Genomic DNA, 16,921 nt, shown 5'->3' with positions numbered 1-16,921 from the left:
ACGCTGTCTGTAGAGCCGGGCCCACGCTCGGCTGCCGTTCGCGCGTGGGCGTCAGCCGAGCATAGGCTCGGCTCTACGGAGCTTCATCCACGCATGGCGTGGATCAGCCGTGTCGACCAGGGTCGACACCTACCAACAGCTGCGGGAACCACGGCTCACGCCACGCCGTTGTCGACGTGTTTGGCGAAACCGGGCTGCTCTCGCAGGCGCTCGAACCATGCGACGAGGTGGGGCAGCGCGGGCTTGCTGCCCGGCGTGCTGCGCCAGCGTTGGGTCGACAGCCCCAGCACGATATCTGCAAGGGTGAAGGTGCTGCCCGCCACGTAGGCATCGGTGGCGGCCAGCTGGGCTTCAAGCACACCCATCAGCCGGTTCCACTGCGCCAGGCTGGCCTCGGCGCGGGCATCGTCCGGGTAGTCCGGATGCTGGCGTACGCGCGCCATGAACACGTGGCGCCAGGCGCTGTTGAGGTCGCTGGCCTGCCAGTCCATCCACTGCTCCACCCGGGCCCGGTTCTTCGCTGCAGGTGGCAGCAGATCCTCGCGACCGGCGCGTGCGGCCAGGTAGCGGCAGATGCTGTTGGATTCCCACAGCACGAAGTTGCCATCGCGCAGCACCGGCACCTGCCGGTTGGGGTTCAGCGCGGCCAGCAGGTCCGGCGGGGGGGCCGGTTCGTGGTGCAGGGGCAAGTCCAGACCGGCGCACAGCCACAGCACCTTGCGCACATTGATGGAGGTGGGCTTTCCGTACAGAGCGAGCATGGTCCTGACGCAGCAGCTGAGACTCGGCCAGCCTACACTTGTCCCATGCAAACCGAATATCTGCTCATTGGCGGTCTTCTATTGGCCGTGCTCATCCTGCAGCTGGTCGCCCTGCTGCGCCGCCCGCCGCACGACCGCCTGGAGCAGGCGGTGCGGGAGGAGGCGCGCGCCGGGCGCAGCGAACTGCGCGAACAGCTCGATGGCTTCGCCCGCGCGCTGACCGATCTGTCCACCCGCACCGACCAGCGCCTGGACCTGCTGCGCGAAGCGCTGGGCGAAGATGCCCGCAAGGCGCGCGCCGAAGCGGCCGAGAGCCAGCAGAGGGGCGCGGCGTTGATGGGACAGCGGCTGCAGGAACTGCGGGGCCAGCTGGAGACCTTCGGCCAGCAGCAGGAAGCGCGCATCCATGCGTTTGGCCAGCAGCTGCAGGAGCTCACCGGGCGTACCGATACCCAGCTCGGCGCGCTGCGCCAGACCCTGGTGGACGATGCACGCAAGGGCCGCGAGGAGGGCGCGCAGTCGCAGCAGCGCCTGACCGAAAGCCTTGGCCTGCGCCTGCAGGAACTGACCCAGCGCAACGAGCAGCGCATCGCCGAGATGCGCACGACGCTGGAAGAACAGCTGCGCGCGCTGCAGAACGACAACGCGCAGAAGCTGGAGCAGATGCGCCACACCGTGGACGAGAAGCTGCAGTCCACGCTGGAAACGCGGCTGGGCAATTCCTTCAAGCTGGTCTCCGAGCGCCTGGAACAGGTGCAGCGTGGCCTCGGCGAAATGCAGCAGCTGGCCACCGGCGTCGGCGACCTCAAGCGCGTGCTGACCAACGTCAAGAACCGTGGCAGCTGGGGTGAAGTACAGCTGGAGAACATCCTCGAGCAGACGCTCACCCAGGAGCAGTACGCGCGTGCGGTGAAGGTGCGCCCGGATAGTGGCGAGATGGTCGATATCGCGGTGCGCCTGCCGGGCCGCAGCAGCGACGACACGCCGGTGTGGCTGCCGATCGACTCCAAGTTCCCGCGCGAGGACTACGAGCGCCTGCTGGACGCGCAGGAACAGGGAGACGCCGAGGGTGTGCGCCTGCAGGGCATCCAGCTTGAACGCGCGGTGCGCGTGCAGGCCAAGTCGATCTGCGACAAGTACATCGCGCCGCCGCACACCACCGACTTCGCGGTGATGTTCCTGCCCACCGAGGGCCTGTATGCCGAAGTGATCCGGCGCCCGGGCCTGGTCGACCTGCTGCAGCGCGAGCACCGCGTGGTGGTGGCCGGCCCGACCACGGTCACCGCGCTGCTCAACAGCCTGCAGATGGGCTTCCGCACGCTGGCCATCGAGCAGCGTTCCAGCGAGGTGTGGAGCCTGCTGGGTGCGGTGAAGAGCGAGTTCGGCAAGTTCGCCGGCATCCTCGAAAAGGCCGAGAAGCAGATCACCACGGTGGGTCGCAGCATCGGCGAGGCCAGCCGCAAGACCCGCACCATCGAACGGCGCCTGCGTGGCGTGGAGTCGCTGGCGTCCGAACAGGCACAGTCGTTGCTCGGCGATCTGGCCGAGGGTGATGCGGCCGCCGAGGACGAGGGCAGTGAAGGCGACGGCGACGAGGCCTGAGCCACGCTGACACGCCGCCTGCATCGCCGATGCGTATGCTGGCGGCCTGTCCGCTTCGATCAGGTATCGTCATGCGCCTGCGCCGCTTCACCAGCCTAGTCCTGACCGCGCTGCTTGCCGCCTGCAGCAGCACACCACCGGCTGCCGATACGGCGGCGGCATCCGCCGCAGCCACCAGCCCCGAAGCGGCCGAGGCGTACCGCGAAGCGCGCGACGTCGACTGCCAGGCCGCTGGCGGCACCCTGCAGCGGCTGGGCCGGCTGCAGCGCGAACAGTGCGTGATTCCTTACGCCGACGCCGGCAAGGCCTGCAGCCGCAAGAGCGACTGCATGGACCAGTGCCTGGCCGGCGGCGAGGTGACTGTCGGCAGCGTCGCCACCGGGACCTGCCAGCGTGATGTGCGCCAGAACTTCGGATGCCGCCAGCGCATTGATGAGGGCAAGGCGCAGGGCACGATCTGCGTGGATTGAATCCTGCCTGTAGCGCCGAGCCCACGCTCGGCTGCTGTGGCATCAGCCGAGCGTGGGTTCGGCTCTACAAGAGCGCGCGCGGCGCTATGCTGGTGGGCCATTCCCCGCTGTTGCCGGAGCCCCCGCGTGAGCACCCCGATCCAGGACATTTCCCTCACCACCATCGACGGCCAGCCGTCCTCGCTTGCCGACTACCAGGGCAAGGTGCTGCTGCTGGTCAACGTCGCCTCCAAGTGCGGCCTCACTCCGCAGTACGAAGGCCTGCAGGCGCTGTATGCGGAAAAGCACGCGCAGGGCCTGGAAGTGCTGGGCTTCCCCGCCAACAACTTCCTCGGCCAGGAGCCGGGCAGCGAGGCGGAGATCCAGCAGTTCTGCCAGCTCACCTACGACGTCAGTTTCCCGATGTTCTCCAAGATCAGCGTGGCCGGTGATGACACCCACCCGCTGTACCAGCAGCTGACCGCCGCCCAGCCGCAGTCGATCGGCGAAGGCCCGCTGCGTGAGCGCCTGGCGAGCAAGGAGATTCCGATCCACGCAGCACCGGCGGTGCTGTGGAACTTCGAGAAGTTCCTGGTTGGCCGCGACGGCAAGGTCATCGCGCGCTTCGCCCCGGACGTGGCTGCCGATGACGCGCGCCTGCGCGAAGCCATCGAGGCCGCGCTGGCGGCCTGAGGGAAGCGTTCCAACCAGGGTTGGCACCTACCGGAAAAGAAAAACCCCGCCGAGGCGGGGTTTTTTCATGCACGGGCTGCAGCGATCAGTTGCTCCAGTTCGGCATCGGCATGGCATCGACCGGGATCGGCGAATTGGCATCGTCGTGGCCACGGTCGCGCTTGCTGCGCAGATCGTTCTCGATCTGGTAGTTGCGGCGCTGCATCCACGCATCGCGTACCAGCGAGTACTCGTCCACGGCGGTGTCACGCAGGTTGTCGATCGCCAGCAGCTGCGCGCGGGTATCGACCAGCTGCAGGCCCTGCAGGCCGATGCGGATCTTGTCCTCTTCGATACGGCGGATCGGCGACAGCGGAATGTCACCGGCCAGGCCGAACACATCACGCACGGTACGCGGGCCGAAGAACGGCAGTTCCACGTAGCGCGAACGACGCCAGCCCCAGGCACCCAGGGTCTGGCCGAAGTCCTCATTGCGACGCGGTACCATCGCCTTGCTGGCCGGATCGAACAGGCCGCCGATACCCAGCGTGCTGTTCATCAGGAAGCGGCCGAGGCTGTCCCACGCATCGGCGCCGCGGCCCTGCAGCAGCTGGTTGGTGATGGTCACCGGTGCGCGCAGGTTGCTGAAGAAGTTGCTGACGCCGGTGCGGGCGAAGCGTGGCACCACGTGGGTGTAGGCCGTGGCCAGCGGGCGCGCGATGCCGCGGTCAACCGCGTTGTTGAAGGTGTGCACCTTGCGGTTGAACGGTTCCCACGGATCGTAGGCCGCCGCGCTGCCGGTGTTGCCGGCACCACCATAGAGGGCATCGAAGTCGTCATCACCACCGGGGGCGGTCGCCGCTGCGGCCCTGGCCGCATCGGTGTCGGCGCTGCGGGCCGGTGCGGATGGTGGCGTGGCCGGTGCAGGTGCGGCAACCACGGCTGCGGCCGGCGCGGCATCGACCGTAGCGGCATCGGCGGTGGGGGCGGAGGCCTCGGCGATGGTGCTGGCCGGGACCACGGTACTGGCTGCCGGTGCATCGCTGCGTGCGGGCTTGCCGGCGCAGGCGGTCAGGGCGGTGGCCAGGACGATCAGGGGGAAAGTGCGTACGACGTTCATGTCAGCTCGCAGCAGAAGTAGCGTTGAAATCCAGGTCGGGCGACAGCCGGTAGGCTGCGCTCAGCTCGTTGTAGCCGGCCGGCGCGCCGGAGACGGCCAGCGGGTGACCGCTCTTGCGCGCGCGTGCGGCCAGCTCGGCCAGCAGCGCCAGGCCGGCGCTGTCCACGCGTTCGACCTCACCCAGCTCCAGCCGTGACAGCTTCGCCGGCAGGGCCTGCAGCTGCGGCCACAGCGCGATCACCGCGGCACGGTCGAGCACCCCGCGCAGGCGCAGGGTGTCGCCTTCCAGCAGCGCCAGTGCGTTACTTGCCATTGCCCGCGGGCCCGGCCTGCATGCTGCCGCTGTGCAGTTCGTTGGCCACCTGCTTGATGCCCTTCTGGCGCAGCGGGGTATCGAACTGGTTGCGGAAGGTCTGCACGTAGGAAATGCCTTCGATGTTGACGTCGAAGATCTTCCACTGGCCATTCACGTTGCGCATCCAGTACTCGACCGGGGTCGGCTCGTTGCCGGCACGCACCAGTTCGGTGCTCACGCGCACGCCACGATTGCCCGGCAGCGGGCTTTCACCCTTCAGGCGGAAGCTCGGCTTGCCCTGGATGTTGAGCAGGGTCGAGCCGTAGCGCTGCATCAGGCTGTCGGCCATGGCATCGGCAAACAGCTTGATGTCGGCGTCGGAGGCGCCGCGGGCGTGCGGGCCCAGCACCAGGCGCGCGGCGTAGTCGCGGTCGAAGGTGCGGGTCAGCTCGCTGTCAATGTAGCTGCGCAGGCTGGCCGGGTTGCTGGTGAACTCGCTCTTGCGCTGCTGCAGCGTGGACAGGATGCGGCTGCTGGCATCGATCACCACCTTGCCGGCCTGGCTCTGCGTTGCGGCAGCGGCAGGCGCGGCGGCCTGGGCCTGGGCCAGGAACGGGGTGGCCGCCAGCAGCGCCGAGGCGAGCAGGGCCGGAATCAGTTTCATCTTCATGGTTGCGGTTCCGTTGCAGGCGCCTGCGCGCCATCGTTGGGCTTCTGAGCAGCGCCGCCACCGGCGCCGCCACTGAACATGTACTTGCCGACCAGCTGGATCAGGTCCACTGCCGGCTGGGTGAAGACGATCTCGTCGCCGGCCTTCAGCACGTCCGGATCACCGCCCGGCTGCAGACCGATATAGCTCTCGCCGAGCAAACCACTGGTGAAGATGCCGGCCGAGGTGTCCGCCGGCAGGTCCTTGACCTTGCTGTCCATGCGCAGGGTCACGATCGATTCGAACTTCACCGGGTCCAGGTCGATCGACGCGACCTGGCCGACGGTGACGCCGCCGATCTTCACTGGCGCCTGCTTGCGCAGCTGGCCGACCTGGGAGAAGCGCGCCTTCAGGTCATAGCCTTCACTGCCCCAGCTCCAGCGCTGGTTGGTCGAGGCCACGGCCAGCACCATCAGCGAGGCCAGGGCCAGCAGCAGGAAAGCGCCGACGGAGAATTCGAGTCTGGGACCGCGGATGGCCATGTGGATTACCTGATCGAGTCGTGGTGGCCGCGCGCGCCTGCGCACCGCCGGTGGAGGGGTTAGGTGAACAACATTGCCGACAGCACGAAGTTGAACATCAGTACCAGCAGCGAGGCGTTGACCACCGCACGGGTGGTCGCCACCGAAGTGCCTTCAATGGTCGGCTCGGCATGGAAACCAACGTAGGCGGCGACCAGCGCGGCAGTGCCGCCAAAGATCGCCGACTTCAGCATTGCCACGCCGAAGTCGTCCCAGAAGTCCACGCTGTTGCGCAGCGCCGACCAGAACACGCCGTTGTCCAGGCCCAGCACGTGCACGGCTTCGAAGTAGCTGGCGCTGATCGCCAGCGAACAGAAGATGCCGGTCAGCAACGGCACAGTCAGCACCGCCGCCCAGAAGCGCGGCGCCACCGCCTTGGCTACCGGATCGATCGCCATCAGCTCCAGCGCCTTGATCTGGTCGGTGGCACGCATCAGGCCCAGTTCGGCGGCGATCGAGCTGCCGGCGCGGCCGATGAACAGCAGCGCGGTCAGCACCGGCGCCAGCTCGCGGTACAGCGACAGGCCGAGCAGGGTCGACAGCGCGTCGGCCGCGCCGAAGGTGGTCAGCGTGCGGTAGCCCTGCAGGGTCAGCACCAGGCCGACGAAGGCACCGCCGACGGCGATGATCGGCAGCGAGCGCGCGCCGATCTTGTAGATCTCGCGGGTCAGCTCGGCCAGGAAATCACGCGTGGGCAGCGAACCGCGCAGCACGGTCAGCGAGAACAGGCCGGCGCGGCCAAGCGAGCGGGTGGCTTGGACGAACGGCATCAGGCAACCCTCGCGCGTGGCGCGGCATCGAACGGAATCGGGCCATCGGGCTGGCCGTGCAGGAACTGCCGCAGCAGCGGGTCCTGGCTGGACTGCAGTGCCTCGGGCGTGCCCTGGAACACGATGCCGCCATTGGCGATCGCGATCACCTGGTCGCAGATCGGCAGGGTCTCGTGCACGTGGTGGCTGACGATGATGCTGGTCAGGCCCAGGCTGTGGTTGAGGCGCTGGATCAGGCTCATGATCACCCCCGAGGCGATCGGGTCCAGCCCGGTCAGCGGCTCGTCGTAGATCATCAGCGGCGGGTCCAGCGCCAGTGCACGGGCCAGCGCCACACGGCGCGCCATGCCACCGGACAGCTCGCGCGGCCAGGCATCGGCGGCGGCCAGCAGGCCCACCGCATGCAGCTTCATCTGCACCAGCCGGCGCAGCACGGCGGTCGGCAGGCGGGTGTGCGTACGCAGCGGCAGGGCGACGTTCTCGGCCACGGTGAGGTCGGTCAGCAGGCCGTTGCCCTGCAACAGCACGCCCACGCTCTTGCGCATTTCCAGCAGCGCGCCGCTGTCATGCGGGATCGGCTTGCCGAACAGGGTGGCCTCGCCGGCGACCGGGCGCAGTTCGCCGGTCAGCGCCGCCAGCAGGGTCGACTTGCCGCTGCCGGACGGACCGAGCACCGCAGTGATGCTGCCCTTGGGCACCTGCAGCGACACGTCGCGCAGGATCGTGCGTCCGCTCCGGTCGATGCGGACGTTGGATAACTGCACCAGACTGGAGGTGGAAGCCGACATGGGCACCATTAACGTTTTTTAGACATCGAAGGATCTGGCCCGTCGGCTGAACATAAGCAGACTGGACGGTCCAGTATTGTTGCACGGCAAGGCCTCGCGCAGGCCGGGACAATCGCCCGGCAGCCCGGAACAATCCGTACCGGCGATGGGCTGACCATTGAATACTGCCTGCCGTCCTGCACACTGTGCATGATGAGTGACCCAGGCAGCGATTTCCGCCTCTACCATTCCAACTCCCTGGACGTGCTGGCCGCGCTGCTGGCGCGCAACGTGCGTGCGCCGGTACCGGGCCAGCCGCTGCTGGCGCCGGAAGTGGTGCTGATCCCGCAGGTGGCGATGCGGCGTTGGCTGCAGGCGACACTGGCGGCCGAGTTCGGCGTGGCTGCCAACCTCGAGTTCCTGACCCCGGGCGAGTTCGTGGCGCGCGCGCTGAAGGCCAACGTCAGCGGTGAGCAGGACGATCTGGACGCCGCCGGCCTGCACTGGAAGCTGTACCAGGCGCTGCGCGATCCGTCGCTGCTGGCGCAGCCACCGATGCGCGCGCTGCAGTCGTATCTTGCCGGCGATGATGCTCTGAAGCCGTGGGCGCTGGCCGGCGAGCTGGCCTCGGTGTTCGAGAGGTACCAGGCCTGGCGGCGTGACTGGCTGCTGCGCTGGGCGGCGGGGGCCGATCCGGCCGATCCGCAGGCAATCCTGTGGCGCACCATCACCCGGGGCCACGACTATCGCGCCCGCCGCATCCAGGAGTACCTGGACCGCTTCGAAGGCGCCGGCCAGCCGCTGCCGCAAGGCTTGCCGCCGCGCATGTCTGCGTTCGCGACGCTCAACATCTCGCCCGACGTGCTGCGGGTGATGGCCACCCAGGCCCGGGTGGGCGAGCTGCACTTCTACATGCCCACCCCGGTTCAGTCGTACTGGGGCGACCTGCAGACGCTGGCCGAGCGCCTGCGCAGCGGCGCGCCCGATCCCTTCGGTGAAGCGGCCGGCGAGAACCGCCTGCTGGAAGCCTGGGGTGCGGCCGGCCGCGACTTCATGGCGGTGCTGGGCAGTTACGAGGTGGTGCATCCGGCCGGCGAGATCGCCGCCTATTCCGATCCGGAGGAGGACACCCGGCCGACCCTGGACGAAGGCGGCCTGTCCGACAGCCTGCTGCATCGCCTGCAGCGCGATCTGTTCCACCGCCGCGCACTGCCCTCGGGCGAGCTGCGCGAAGGCCTGCGCAGTGACGACCCCAGCCTGCAGGTGCACGCCTGCCATACCCGGCTGCGCGAGCTGCAGGTGCTGCACGACCAGCTGCGCAGCCTGCTGCAGGATCCGCGCTTCGACCCGCCGCTGCAGGCGCGCGAGATCGCGGTGCTGGCGCCGGACATCGATCCCTATGTGCCGTACCTGGAAGCCGTGTTCGGCGGTCGCGGCGGCGAGGAGGAGCACATTCCGTATGCGCTGGCCGACAGCAGTCCACTGGCGGGCGAGCCGCTGGCCGATGTGTTCGTGCATCTGCTGGGCCTGCCGGTCTCGCGCTTTGGCTTGAACGAAGTGCTGGACCTGCTGGCCAGCGCGCCGCTGGCCGAAGCGGCCGGGCTGGAAGCGGTGGACTTCGATCGCCTGCATGGCTGGCTGAAGCAGGCCGGTACACGCTGGGGCCTGGATGCGAAGCACCGCAACCAGCACCAGGCACCGGCCGACGACGCCTACACTTGGCAGTTCGCGCTGGATCGCCTGGTACTCGGCCATGCCACCGGCAGTGAGGCTGACCTGGCCGGTGTGGCGCCGTGGATCGAACTGGAAGGCGGCGCGCTGGACGCGCTGGACCGGCTGCTGCGCCTGTTGCGCGTGCTGGCGATCTATCAGCGTCGCCTCGGCGAGCTGCTGACCCCGGCGCAGTGGCGGCAGCGCCTGCTGTCGCTGCTGGATGCACTGCTGCCCATCGCGCCCAGCTCGCCCAACAGCCAGCGCGCGCTGGAGCGCCTGCGCAAGCTGCTCAACCAGTTCGCCGACGATGCCGCCAAGGCCGGTTTCGAAGACGGCGTGCCGCCGGAGGTGGTGCGTTCGCACTTCGCCGGCGTACTGGGGGAGGCCGATACGCGCGCACCGCTGCTGACCGGTGGCATCAGTTTCGGCCGCATGGTGCCGATGCGGCTGCTGCCGTTCCGGGTGATCTGCGTGCTCGGTCTCAATGATGGCGATTTCCCCCGCCGTGACCCTGCCGCCGGTCTCAACCAGCTCACCGCCGAGCTGGATACGCCGCGCCGCCGTCCGGGCGACCGCTCCACCCGCGAGGATGACCGCTTCCTGTTCCTGCAGCTGTTCGCGGCCGCGCAGGAGGTGTTCTATCTCAGCTATCTCGGCGCCGATCCGCGCGATGGCAGCGTGCGTGAGCCGTCGGTACTGGTCAGCGAACTGATCGATGCCGCCGCCGCATATCACCTCGATCCGACCGCAGCGGTCCGCGACTTCACCGTGCGTCACGCCTTGCAGCCGTTCTCGCCAGCCGCGTTCGGTGATGGCGATCCACGCCGCTTCAGCTATCGCCGCCAGTGGCATCCGGCCGCCGGTCGCCTGACCGGCCAGCGCGGTGGCCTGCAGCCATGGTTCGATGCACCGTTGCCGCCGCCGCTCGACGATGCGGTGGAAGAGGAGGTCGCGCTCGATACCCTGCGCCGCTTCCTGTGCGACCCGGCCGGGCAGTTCCTCGCACAGTCGCTGGGCCTGCGCCTGGCCGACGATGTCGAGGAGGTCGATGACCTGGAACCGCTGGTGCTGTCGTCGCGCGGGCCGGAAAAGCGCAGCGTGCAGGCGGCGGTGGTACGCGCCACGCTCAGCGGCGATACCGAGCCCTTGTACCCGCGGCTGCGCGCGCGTGGCCTGCTGCCGTCGGGTCCATTGGGCCAGCGCCAGTTCGAGGTGGAGCAGTTGAAGACACGCCCGTATGCCAGTGCGCTGCTGGGCTGGATGCAGGGCGATCCACTGGAAAGCCGCCGCTACGAAGTGGACATCGATGGCGTGCGCCTGCATGGCCGCGTGGCCGATCGGCATCCCGAAGGGCTGGTGCGCCTGCGTGCCGGCACGCTCAATGGCAATGCAGTGATCCGCCAGGGCCTGGACTGGCTGCTGGCCAACGCCGCTGGCGACGCGCTGCCCCTCGTGCAGTTCCACGATGGCGGCGATGCCGGCCCCGGCCCGCATGTGCTGCCGGCATTGAGCGTTCCGGCGGCGCGCGCGGCGCTGCGTGCGCTGCTGCAGCTGCGCCAGCGTGGCCTGCGCGAGCCGCTGCGCTTTGCCCCGTATACCGGCTGGGTGCTGTACAACGCGCCGACAGAAAAACAGCGCAGCGAAGGCTGGAAGCAATGGCACGGCAGCGACCGCACCTGGGGTGAATCCAGCAGCGACGCCTGGCAGCTGCTGCTGCGCGGCGCAGACCCGTTCGCCACCGATGCCAGTTATGCCGACCTGCTGCGCAACAGCCAGGTGGTCTTCAGCGCGGTGCGCGAAGGCCGCACTCTCGGCGCCGAAGCACGCCAGGAGGACAGCGCATGAGCACCGCCATCGCCGAAGACGGCATCGAATCCCTCAGCCGTGATCCCTACCTGGCCCTGCCGCTGGACGGCATCCGCCTCATCGAAGCCAGCGCCGGCACCGGTAAGACCTTCACCCTGGCCACGCTGTTCACCCGCCTGGTGGTGGAGCAGGGCCTGCGCATCGGCCAGATACTGGCAGTGACCTTCACCGACGCCGCCACCCAGGAACTACGCAAGCGCATACGCGAGCGCCTGGCGCTGGCCGCACGCCTGGTCGATCTGGAACGGGACGAGGGCGAAGCGCCGGACGTGCGCCTCACCCGCGCGGTGCTGCAGCGTCATCTGCACGAGGGCAGCGAAAGCGCCGCCGCATTGAAACGCCGCCTGCAGGTGGCCGCAGACGAGATCGATCTGGCGTCCATCTTCACCATCCACGGCTTCTGCACCCGCGTGCTGCGCGAGCATGCGCTGGAAAGCGGCCATACCTTCGACCCGCCGGAACTGCTGGCCAGTGACCGCGAGCTGCTGGAGGAACTGGCAGCGGATCTATGGCGCGTGCATGCCAATGACCCGGCCACGCTGGAGCCGCTGACCTGGCTGTGGTCCAACCCGGACGCGCTGGCCGCCGATCTGCGCGCGCTGCTGGCCGCGCCGCCACTGCATCCGTTGCCGCAGCCGGTGGCGTTGCCCGATCCGCATATGGCCCTGCAGGGCGCGGCGGAAGAGCTGTCTGCACGCGTGCGCGAACACGGCGAGCAGTTCTTCATCGACCTCTGCGATGCGGTCGACAACAAGTGGCTCAACGGCGTGTCCTACAAGCTGGGCTGGCTGCATCCGCTGGGCCGGCAGCTGCTGGCCTGGGCCGAGCGCGCCGACCCGCGCGAGCTGCTGATCAGCGAACGCCTGCCGGCGCTGCTGCCGGAGGCGTTGGCCGCCAAGACCAACAAGAAATTCGCCGAGCGCACGCCGTCGTCGCCATTGCAGGCACCGTTGGCGCGCTATGTCGTGCTGCTGGCCGAACGCGATGCCTGGTTGCGTGCCACCGCATTGAATTTCCTGCACGCGCTTCGCGCCGACGCCACGCAGCGGCTGCAGGCACTGAAGCGCATCCGCCGGGTGCAGACCTACGACGATCTGATCGATGGCGTAGCGCTCGCCCTGGAAGGCCCGCAGCGACTGACGCTGGTCAGGCAGCTGCGCGCGCAGTACCGCATCGCGCTGGTTGATGAGTTCCAGGATACCGACGATCGCCAGTGGGGCATCTTCCACACCGTGTTCGGTGATTCGCCGGAGGTGCGCGAGCTGGGCCTGGCACCGGCGTTGTTCCTGATCGGCGACCCCAAGCAGGCGATCTACGGTTTCCGCGGCGGTGATATCCACACTTACCTGAAGGCCAAGCAGGTGGCGCAGCAGGCGCCGGTGCTGGACCAGAACTTCCGCTCGCGACCCGCTGTGCTGCGCGCGCTGCAGGCGCTGTACGACAACGCCGGCGAAGACGTCTTCCTCGAACGCGGCATCCAGTTCGAGCCGGTGCGGCCCGGTGGCGTGCGCAGCGATGCGGACTACCAGCGCGACGGCCATGCCGCCGCGGCGCTCACCCTGCGCGTGCTGCGCAGTGGCGGTGACAAGGCGATGAGCGCCGATGCCTCGCGCGATGCGGCGACCCAGGCCTGCGTGGCCGCGATTCACCAGATCCTGGTCGAGGCGCGTGCGGGCAATGCCGTGTTGCGTGGGCGCCCGGTGCAGCCCGGTGACATCGCGGTGCTGGTGCGCTCGCATCGCGAGGCCACCCTGGTGCAGCGCGCACTGGCCGCGGTCGGCATTCCGGCAGTGGCAGCCGGCAAGCAGAGCCTGTTTTCCACGCCTGAAGCGCGTGATCTGCGTGCGCTGCTGCTGGCACTGCTGCAACCGGCCGACGAGGGCCGCCTGCGCGCAGCGCTGGCCACGGTACTGCTCGGCCAGCGCGCAAGTGCGATTGCGGCGATGGAACGCGACGGCGACCTGCAACGTGGGTTCCAGGCGCAGCTGCTGCACTGGCGAGAGCGCTGGCAGCGCGGCGGGCCGTTCGCGGTGATCGCCGATGTCTGTGCCGCGCAGGGCGAGCGTCTGCTGGCGCTGATCGATGGCGAGCGCCGCCTCACCAATTACCTGCAGCTGGGTGAACTGCTGCAGGAAGCCTCCGCGCAGGCGCTGGGCATGCACGGGCTGCTGGACTGGTTGCAGGGGCAGATGGCCAGCGCCGACCAGGATGACGAGCAGCAGCTGCTGCGCCTGGAATCGGATGCGCGCCGCGTGCAGATCATCACCCTGCACAAGAGCAAGGGCCTGGAGTATCCGCTGGTGTTCCTGCCCTTCGTCGGCATCGACGGCGGCGCACCGAACACGGCCTCGCACTGCACCGTGCACGTCGGCGGCCAGCGCCAGTTGCACTGGAAGCTGGACAAGGACGAGGCCTGGGAAGCGGCCACCACGCAGCGCGAACGCGAGCAGCGCGCCGAGGATGCGCGCCTTCTGTATGTGGGACTGACCCGTGCCGAGCATGCGCTGTGGATCGCCGTGGGTGATCTGGCCGGGTTCGGCAAGACGCGGCTGGCGCCGCTGCTGGGTGACCTGCAGGCGCTGCGCGCGCTCGCCGATGTGCACATCGATGACAGCGAGGCGCCGGCCACGCTGCCGCAGCTGGCGGCCGAAGTGGAAGGTGAGCTTCCAGCCGTGCGTGCACTGACCCGGCGCGTGCCGCACGACTGGTGGGTGTACAGCTTTACCCAGCTGGCCCACGCAGATGCAGGCGTTGGCAGCGATATCGAAGCGGCCGCCACCGAGCTGCCGGCACCGGCCGCCGACGAACCGGCCGGCCCGGAACTGCCATTGGAACCGGCGCTGCCTGAACCCACCGCGGCCGCCGAGGACAACGCCCCGCTCGATCCGCGCTTCATGGGCAGTCGCTTCGGCAACGTGCTGCATGAGGCGATGGAGAACGTCGACTTTGCTGCATGGGCTGACTGGCAGCCGGGCCTGGAAGCCCCTGAGGGGCAGGCCGAGGTGCTGCGCAAGGCGCTGCACGACGAAGGCTATGCCGATGTCGATCTGGACGACGGCGTGGCCGTGCTGGTGCCGCTGGTTGGCCACACGCTGACCGTGCCGCTACCCGAAGGCGGTGCGCTGCACAGCCTGGGTGAAGGCGAGCGCCGCGCAGAAATCGACTTCCATTTCGCCATCGAACCGACCACGGTGCCGGCGCTGCTGCAGGTCCTTCATGCGCACGGCGTTTCCAGTGGTCGTCGAGGCTTCGGCCAGCGTCGCCGCCTGGAAGGGCTGATGACCGGCATGATCGACCTGACCTACGTGCGCGACGGGCGCTGGTACGTGCTCGACTACAAGTCCAACCGCCTGCCCGGCTACAGCCCGGACCTGCTGGCCATTGCCATGCGGCACAGCGAGTACGACCTGCAGGCGCTGATCTACACCGTGGCCCTGCATCGCTGGTTGCGCTTCCGCCTGGGCGCGGCCTACGACTACGAACGTGACATGGGCGGCATCCGCTACCTGTTCTGCCGCGGCCTGGATGGCACCGGCAATGGCGTGCATGTGGACCGTTTCCCGCTGGCGTTGGTGGATGCCCTGGATGCGTTGTTCGCCGGTGGCGAGCAGGCCCAGGCCGAACTGGCCGCACGTGCACGTGGAGCCAGCGCATGAGCCTGCTGAAGGAACTGCACCAGAAGGGCCAGCTGCGCACCCTTGATCACGCGTTGGCGACCAGCCTGCAGCGGCTGCGCGACGACACGCCCGAGAGTGTGGCGCTGGCGGCGGCGCTGGCCTCGCTGGCGGTATCGCAGGGCCACGCCGCGTTCGATCCGGCACAACCGCAGCGGTTGCTGGAAGGCGTGCCCGAGTGGCCTGCCGCGCAGGACTGGCTGGCACAGCTGCGTGCGTCGCCGTGGGTGGCGACACCCGAGCAGTCCGACGCCATCGCCGAGGATGCGCCACTGGTGCTGGAGAACGGCCTGCTCTACCTGCGCCGTTATCGCGAGTACGAGCGTCAGTTGGCGGCCGGGCTGCAGCGCATCGGCCGGCATCCGCTGCCGGCGCCGGACATGACGGCGTTGGCGCCGCTGTTCGCGCAGCTGTTCCCGCAGGCATTGAACAGTGAAGATCACCAGGCACGCGCAGCCGGCGTGACCCTGCGCCATCCGCTGGCACTGGTCACCGGCGGCCCCGGCACCGGCAAGACCACCACCATCGCGCGCCTGTTGCTGCTGCTGGCGGCGCAGGCCCGGCATGCCGGCCAGCCGCTGCCCGAGGTGGCGTTGGCCGCGCCGACCGGTCGCGCTGCCGAGCGCATGGCCGAGAGCCTTCGCGTAGCCGTGCAACGTCTGCAGGAACAAGGAGTGGATGCGACGTTGTGCGCGGCATTGCCCAGTACCGGCACCACCCTGCATCGCCTGCTCGGCGTGATTCCCGATTCACCGCGCTTCCGCCACCACGCTGATAATCCACTGCCGGTGGATGTGGTGGTGGTCGACGAAGCGTCGATGATCGATCTGCCGATGATGGCCAAGCTGGTCGATGCGATCGCCAGTGGCACCCGGCTGATCCTGCTCGGCGACCCGGACCAGCTGCCGTCGGTGGAAGCCGGCGACGTACTCAGCGCGATCCTGCGCGCCAGCGGCGATGGCATCGGCACCCGCGCCGACGACGCGCAGGCACTGCATGGACTGCTGGCGCCGGCCACCTTGCAGCCGCAGGCGGCACCACGCGCCTTTGCTGGCCGCCGCGTGCAGCTGCAGCGCGGTTACCGTCAGAGTGATGCACTGGACCTGGCGCCGCTGGCGCATGCCGTGCGCGAAGGCGACAGCAGCACCGCATTGCAGCTGCTGCGTGGCGGTTCACTGGCTGGCGTGCATTTCCATGAAGGCGAAGCCGATCCATTGCGTGGCCAGCGCGAGCATTTGCTGGGGCACTGGCGTGCGCTGGCCGAGGCCGCTGATCCGATAAGTGCCCTGCAGCAGGCCGGGCGCTTGCGCGTGCTGACCGCATTGCGCGAAGGCCCGCAGGGCGCGCGCGGGCTCAACAGCCGCATCGAACAGCTGCTGGCCGGCAACACCCCGGGCTACTTCCAGGGCCGCCTGCTGCTGGTCACCGAGAACAGCTACCGGCACCGCCTGTTCAATGGCGATATCGGCATCTGCCTGCGCGATGACAGTGGCGCGATGGTGGCCTGGTTCCCCGGCGATACCGTCGAGCAGCCACGCGCCTTCCACCCGGCCGCGTTGCCCACGCACGAAAGCGCGTTCGCGATGACCGTACACAAGGCACAGGGCTCGGAGTTCGACGAAGTGTGGTTGCAGCTGCCACGCCAGGATAGCCGCGTGCTGTCGCGCGAGCTGGTCTACACCGGCCTGACCCGTGCCCGCCAACGCCTGCACGTAGCAGGCAGCGCAGAGGTGCTGCAGGCCGCATTGAAACGCCACGCCAGTCGATTGGGTGGCCTGGCCTGGCGCTTGGGTGCGGAAGACGTGATCGAAGCACCATCGACACTGATCGAAGAACCGACGGTGCAGGGCCAGCTGTTCTGACCTCAGTCCTTCCAATTCCTCCAATCACAACGCGCACCTTCATCCACGCATGGCGTGGATCTACCGTGTCGACCAAGGTCGACACCCACCAGAAGCAAGCCATGCCATTCCGACAGATCGCGGGAAACTGTCGAAGGCGG

The 16,921-nt window shown here is 68.6% G+C and carries 13 protein-coding genes; 6 read left to right on the top strand and 7 right to left on the bottom strand.

Translation table 11 applies throughout. The features are described 5' to 3' along the window. Positions 1-155: 155 nt before the first annotated feature. Positions 156-761, bottom strand: coding sequence for a glutathione S-transferase family protein (locus ARC63_RS09535; RefSeq protein ID WP_057503108.1), 606 nt, complete (start codon positions 759-761; stop codon positions 156-158). Positions 762-806: 45 nt separating this feature from the next. Between ARC63_RS09535 and ARC63_RS09530 the strand changes: the two genes are divergently transcribed. From ARC63_RS09530 to ARC63_RS09520, 3 genes are all read left to right on the top strand, one after another. Beyond that, the gene (locus ARC63_RS09530) at positions 807-2,363 is read left to right on the top strand and encodes a DNA recombination protein RmuC (RefSeq protein WP_029380156.1); all 1,557 of its coding nucleotides are present in this window, start codon (positions 807-809) and stop codon (positions 2,361-2,363) included. A gap of 71 nt (positions 2,364-2,434) precedes the next feature. Then, a complete protein-coding gene (locus ARC63_RS09525) occupies positions 2,435-2,833 on the top strand; it encodes a hypothetical protein (protein ID WP_057503107.1) in 399 nt (132 codons plus the stop codon). Positions 2,834-2,959: 126 nt separating this feature from the next. Beyond that, positions 2,960-3,505: a glutathione peroxidase gene (locus tag ARC63_RS09520; protein WP_010487473.1), complete on the top strand. Its 546-nt coding sequence runs from the start codon at positions 2,960-2,962 to the stop codon at positions 3,503-3,505. An 85-nt stretch (positions 3,506-3,590) separates the two neighbouring features. On the opposite strand, the gene ARC63_RS09515 is transcribed toward ARC63_RS09520, so the two are convergent. Genes ARC63_RS09515 through ARC63_RS09490 form a run of 6 tightly spaced genes read right to left on the bottom strand, consistent with a single transcriptional unit; the run spans position 3,591 to position 7,687 of the window. After that, positions 3,591-4,604, bottom strand: coding sequence for an MlaA family lipoprotein (locus tag ARC63_RS09515; RefSeq protein ID WP_010487475.1), 1,014 nt, complete (start codon positions 4,602-4,604; stop codon positions 3,591-3,593). Between the two features lies 1 nt (position 4,605). Then, complete coding sequence (locus ARC63_RS09510; protein WP_032128488.1) at positions 4,606-4,917, bottom strand: STAS domain-containing protein; 312 nt, start codon at positions 4,915-4,917, stop codon at positions 4,606-4,608. Next, a complete protein-coding gene (locus ARC63_RS09505; RefSeq protein ID WP_010487479.1) occupies positions 4,907-5,569 on the bottom strand; it encodes an MlaC/ttg2D family ABC transporter substrate-binding protein in 663 nt (220 codons plus the stop codon). Before ARC63_RS09505 ends, ARC63_RS09510 begins: the two co-directional genes overlap by 11 nt. Then, positions 5,566-6,090, bottom strand: a complete 525-nt coding sequence (gene mlaD / locus ARC63_RS09500; RefSeq protein WP_010487482.1) for an outer membrane lipid asymmetry maintenance protein MlaD — start codon at positions 6,088-6,090, stop codon at positions 5,566-5,568. Before mlaD ends, ARC63_RS09505 begins: the two co-directional genes overlap by 4 nt. A 59-nt stretch (positions 6,091-6,149) precedes the next feature. Next, positions 6,150-6,899, bottom strand: coding sequence for an MlaE family lipid ABC transporter permease subunit (locus ARC63_RS09495; protein WP_005414955.1), 750 nt, complete (start codon positions 6,897-6,899; stop codon positions 6,150-6,152). After that, on the bottom strand, positions 6,899-7,687 hold the full coding sequence (locus ARC63_RS09490) for an ABC transporter ATP-binding protein (RefSeq protein ID WP_057503106.1): 789 nt from the start codon (positions 7,685-7,687) through the stop codon (positions 6,899-6,901). The genes ARC63_RS09495 and ARC63_RS09490 overlap by 1 nt, the downstream gene beginning before the upstream one ends. Before the next feature lie 189 nt (positions 7,688-7,876). Between ARC63_RS09490 and recC the strand changes: the two genes are divergently transcribed. From recC to recD, 3 genes are read left to right on the top strand one after another with little or no spacing between them, the layout of a single operon-like run. Then, entirely contained in the window at positions 7,877-11,224 is a 3,348-nt protein-coding gene (gene recC, locus ARC63_RS09485) for an exodeoxyribonuclease V subunit gamma (RefSeq protein ID WP_057503105.1), read from the top strand. Beyond that, the gene (recB, locus tag ARC63_RS09480; protein WP_057503104.1) at positions 11,221-14,901 is read left to right on the top strand and encodes an exodeoxyribonuclease V subunit beta; all 3,681 of its coding nucleotides are present in this window, start codon (positions 11,221-11,223) and stop codon (positions 14,899-14,901) included. The genes recC and recB overlap by 4 nt, the downstream gene beginning before the upstream one ends. After that, positions 14,898-16,781: an exodeoxyribonuclease V subunit alpha gene (recD, locus tag ARC63_RS09475; RefSeq protein ID WP_057503103.1), complete on the top strand. Its 1,884-nt coding sequence runs from the start codon at positions 14,898-14,900 to the stop codon at positions 16,779-16,781. The genes recB and recD overlap by 4 nt, the downstream gene beginning before the upstream one ends. The last annotated feature ends 140 nt before the right edge of the window (positions 16,782-16,921 follow it).

The organism is Stenotrophomonas geniculata ATCC 19374 = JCM 13324 (assembly GCF_001431625.1).
GTDB lineage: Bacteria > Pseudomonadota > Gammaproteobacteria > Xanthomonadales > Xanthomonadaceae > Stenotrophomonas > Stenotrophomonas geniculata.
The sequence above is the reverse complement of the archived record's forward strand: the minus strand, read 5'-3'. Positions and strand labels throughout refer to the sequence as shown.